The sequence below is a fragment of the Intrasporangium sp. genome (genome assembly GCF_030452765.1).
Lineage (GTDB): Bacteria > Actinomycetota > Actinomycetes > Actinomycetales > Dermatophilaceae > Intrasporangium_A.
Map to the genome: position 1 here is coordinate 1 of NZ_JAKDLO010000304.1, position 2,908 is coordinate 2,908.

Sequence of the window (2,908 nt, forward strand, 5' to 3'; positions counted from 1 at the left end):
ACCTGCGGCCCCCGTTCGTCGAGGCCGGGCTCGGCAACGGAGACTTCGACGTGCTGGCGGCACTGCGCCGATCCGGCGACCCGTTCACCCTGACGCCTGGCCAGCTGAGCACATCCCTGCTGGTCACAACCGGTGCCATCAGCAAGCGGATCGACCGGCTCGAGGCCCGCCGCCTCGTCCGCCGCACCGTGTCGGACGCCGACGCCCGCAGTCGGCTGGTGACCCTCACCGCGGCCGGCGTCGCCCTCACCGACGAGCTCATCAGTAAGCACCTCGCCAACGAGGCCGGGTTGCTCGCCAGTCTGAGCACCACCGAGCGAGACCAGCTCGCAACCCTGCTCGGGCGTCTGGCCGCCACCATGGAGAACCGCCCCGACACCGAACCCGTCCAGACCGGAGAGCACCGATGAACCAGCGATCCACCCGATCCCCACGCGACCAGGCCGAGCACCTACGCCGCCTTCACCACGACGACGCGATCCTCGTTCTCGTCAATGTCTGGGATGCCGCATCGGCCCGGGTCGTGGCCGCCACCCCCGGCTGCTCTGCGATCGCCACGGCATCGGCGGCCATCGCGGCGACCCACGGCTACGAGGACGGTGAGAACATCCCCGTTGACCTGATGATCGACTGCCTACGGCGCGTCTGTCAGGCAGTCGAGCTTCCCGTGACCGCCGACCTCGAGCGCGGCTACACCGACGTGGGAGCCACCACCTCGGCGGCCCTGAATGCCGGTGCCGTCGGCATCAACCTCGAAGACGACCTGTGCGCGACGGAGACCATGGAGGAGCGCATCCGAGAGGCCGTTGACACCGGGCGGGCGTACGGCATCCCCCTCGTCGTCAACGCCCGTACCGACGTGTTTCTCAGGCGGCCCGACGCCGCTCCCGAGCAGCGCGACGCCGAGGCCGCGGAACGCGGTGGCCGCTACCTCGACGCCGGCGCCGACTGCGTGTTCGTGCCCGGCTGCACTGCCGAGCAGCACGTTCGGGGTCTCGTTGGACAGTTCGGCCCAGGTCGTCTGAGCCTGCTCGCCGTTCCCGGCACTGCCGATGTCAGCACCCTTCAACAGTGGGGAGTCGCCCGGCTCTCCCACGGTCCGTTCCCCCACCGGCACACTCTGCACGCGCTGGACGCGTATGCGCGGGAGCACAGCGAACTGAGCCCTACGGCTCCGCGTCAGGGCTGACCGGCCGGCGCGCACGAGCTTCGGCCCGCTCGCCGGCGCGCATCTCGCGAACGTCGTGGCCGGCATTGGTGACCAGGCGCACGGGGTCGGGGCCAATCGCCCGGAACCCGCTGCCCTCGACTGCCACGCCGGACGCCTCGGGCAGCGCCAGGATGTCGTGGCCCAGGGCCCGGGCCACCTCGAGGGGACGATTCTTCGGGAACGTGTCTGCGTGCGGAAACACTGAGAGGTTCTCGACCAGACCGAGCCCTCGCATCCGTGTGGCCCGAATGTCACCGTCGACGAGCGAGGCGATCGTCAGCGTCTCGCAGGCCAGCAACGCTCCCGCGCTCCCACCGCAGTACCGACCACCCGCCGCCACGAAGTCGCAGACAGCGGAGACGAAATCGTGGCGCAGCACCTGCTCGGCCAGAGTCGAGGTACTGCCTCCACCGACAAAGAGCAGGTGGTAGGGGGCAAGGGCACCACCGTCGTGTCCGTCGAGGCTCTCCCAGATGTCGACCTCGGCCTCGATGGACAGGTCTTTCAGAGCAACAACGTGCTCGGCGCTCCCCGTCACCTAGGGCTCCGGAGCCGCCATCAACGGGTGAGGAGGCCCTTTGGTCAGCGTCATGCTGGTCACGTCGAGACGGGTCGTCCCGATGGCGAGGAAGCCGCTCGATCGTGCCCGCTGGTCTTCGCTGCCGATGGGGTGAGGTCGACGTGCAGCCGCTTCGGCCCCGACCGGAAGCATGCGTGGCGATCAGGGTCGATCGCGTCGATGTCCGGCGCGACCAGGAGGGAGGTCAGGTCAGAGCCGCCCTGCGCGGTGATAGCCGGGCTCAACCACCGCACGTGCTTCACTGCTGCGGCATCCGATAGACGGCGGCTCGCCGAGCGGGCCCGGTAACGGTTGCGGGATGCCGGTCTGCCCCGCGTGTGCATCGCCAGGGCGGGGCACTTCTCTGAGACACTGGCCGCACGTATCCACCGCGGTGTTTGTCGGGGGCCCCGGCTTGGGCCTGGGCGCCGTGGCGGATCGGTCTGGAGGACTGATGCGCAGACGAGGGATCGCTACGGCCATTGCGGCCGGGTTGCTCGTGGGCTCGACCGGCCTGCTGGCCGGCTGCTCACCGGCGGGCGTGCGTCCAGCCGAACCGAACCGCCCCACTACGGGGCCGACCACGGGAACCGAGCCGGCGGCAGACTCACCGGTCATCGCCGCGCAGCGTCTGGCTGCCCAGTACGACTACGCGGGCGCGGCGAAGCTGCTCGCCCACGACTCGTCTGCGGCCGCGAAGAAGGCCCTCGCCGGCATCAAGGCGCACCAGGCACAGACCCGGGCGTGGGCGGACCCCACGGAGGTGTCCCACCTCTTCTACCACTCGCTCATCATCGACCCGGCCAGGGCGTTCGCCAAGAACCAGCCCCAGCGGGTGGGCTACGCCGAGTACATGGTCACGATCAGCGAGTTCCGCGCTCAGCTGAAGCAGATCTACCAGCACGGTTACGTGTTGGTGCACCCACAACGGCTGGTCACCAAGAGTGCCAACGGCACCATGAAGCCGGCCACCCTGATGCTCCCGCCCGGCAAGAAGCCACTGGTTCTGTCGGTGGATGACGTGAATTACTACGAGTACATGACCGGGGCTGGTTTTGCCTCGAACCTCACCCTGAAGAACGGTCAGGTCACCAACACCTACCGCGACGCCAGCGGCCACGACCATCTGGGCGCCTACG

At 69.1% G+C, this 2,908-nt stretch carries 3 protein-coding genes and 1 pseudogene; 3 read left to right on the plus strand and 1 reads right to left on the minus strand.

The window, feature by feature from the left end; genetic code table 11:
- Positions 1-410: MarR family winged helix-turn-helix transcriptional regulator (locus L0H79_RS21785; protein WP_301486853.1), on the plus strand; the 410-nt coding region annotated here is incomplete at its 5' end.
- A complete protein-coding gene (locus L0H79_RS21790; protein WP_301486855.1) occupies positions 407-1,189 on the plus strand; it encodes an isocitrate lyase/phosphoenolpyruvate mutase family protein in 783 nt (260 codons plus the stop codon). The genes L0H79_RS21785 and L0H79_RS21790, both read left to right, overlap by 4 nt.
- Here L0H79_RS21790 and L0H79_RS21795 read toward each other — a convergent pair.
- Positions 1,167-1,748 (minus strand): Type 1 glutamine amidotransferase-like domain-containing protein, encoded by a 582-nt coding sequence (locus L0H79_RS21795; RefSeq protein WP_301486856.1) that lies wholly within the window; start codon positions 1,746-1,748, stop codon positions 1,167-1,169. The genes L0H79_RS21790 and L0H79_RS21795 overlap by 23 nt on opposite strands.
- 475 nt (positions 1,749-2,223) lie before the next feature.
- Between L0H79_RS21795 and L0H79_RS21800 the strand changes: the two are divergent.
- A pseudogene (locus tag L0H79_RS21800) lies at positions 2,224-2,908 on the plus strand (polysaccharide deacetylase); the annotation flags it as partial.

What these genes read in the sequence shown, in the direction of transcription:
- L0H79_RS21790 (WP_301486855.1), top strand. Translation starts at nt 407, where the DNA reads ATGAACCAGCGATCCACCCGATCCCCACGCGACCAGGCCGAGCACCTA.